This is a genomic window from Acinetobacter sp. ANC 4654 (assembly GCF_002135425.1).
GTDB classification, from domain to species: Bacteria; Pseudomonadota; Gammaproteobacteria; order Pseudomonadales; family Moraxellaceae; genus Acinetobacter; species Acinetobacter kyonggiensis.
This window is the reverse complement of the sequence record NZ_NEGL01000024.1, coordinates 1-1,140: the sequence shown is the minus strand read 5'-3', so window position 1 is coordinate 1,140 and position 1,140 is coordinate 1. Positions and strand designations below refer to the sequence as shown.

At 44.6% G+C, this 1,140-nt stretch carries 1 pseudogene; it reads right to left on the bottom strand.

Annotated features, from left to right (window positions below):
• Positions 1–1,140: pseudogene (locus B9T24_RS17270) on the bottom strand (hypothetical protein); the annotation flags it as partial.

Here is a 1,140-nt window from a genome sequence, read left to right as displayed (position 1 = left end):
AGCTGTAATCTGTGTACCTTGGTTGCTCACTATGGTGTTGAGTGTGCTGATATTGGCTGTATTTTGTGCAACGTTTTGGTTGGTTGCATAGAGTTGGCTGCCATTCACTGCATCTGTTGAGGTTGCATTTAAGGAACCCGCTTTGACATTAGTGATGGTTGTGCCTGTTGCCCCGCCTAAACTCACTTTGTCTTTCGTCGCCGCATTGTCGTACTTCACTGCCGCACTATCTGTTGCCGTTTGTGCATCACTCACAAGTTTCAACTGGTCTTCTGTCGCTGCTTGACCACTGGTTATGCTTGAAGCATTCCATGTCTTGTTGCTTAAGCCACCAATTTCACCTGTGCTGCCATCAACGGTGATCTGAGTTGCACCACTGCCGACTTTAACTGTATTGCCTAAGCTTAGTTGTACACCATCTGCTGTAGTTGTACTGGTGATGCTGCCATCTGTTGAACCTTTAACATGAATGGTCTCACCCAACTTGTATTGGTTGGCAGTTGTACCATTACCGAACTTGATACCCGTGTTTGTAACTGCTGTTTTTGCATCAATTACAGCATTGTTTAAGTCACCTGCGTTTACACCTTTGCTTGCGTTAGCAATATCGGTGTAATCACCTGCACTGGCTACATTGCTTAGACTCGTACCACCGGTGGTGTTGATCTTGCCTGTGATTGAATCTTTTACGCTGCTTGAAATTGTACCTGAAAAGGTCACGCTGTCTTTGTTTGGTACACCAGCTTTGTCATCGTATTTAACCGCATACTTGTCTGTCTTACCTTGCGCATCACTGACGGTTTTTAGCTGTTCTTCAGTCGCTGCGCGACCTTGTGTCGCAAAGTCCGCTGCAGATAAGCTCTTATTGCTCAAACCAGTAATGTCGTTATTGGCTTTGTTCAGCACAATACCGCCCACCATTACTTTATCAGCCGTAAGCCCCGCATTGTTAATGACTGTATTACCTGTAGTAACACTGGTCAGGTTCAGGTCTTTGTTTAAGGCAAATGCAATATTTTTACCTATCTTCGTTGCTATAAGATTGCTATCAGTAGGATCTGATACACCAATATCAACGGTATCGCCTGCTTTAATCGCGCCAGCATTTGTACCATTGGTTTGTAAGGTGAAACCACCTTT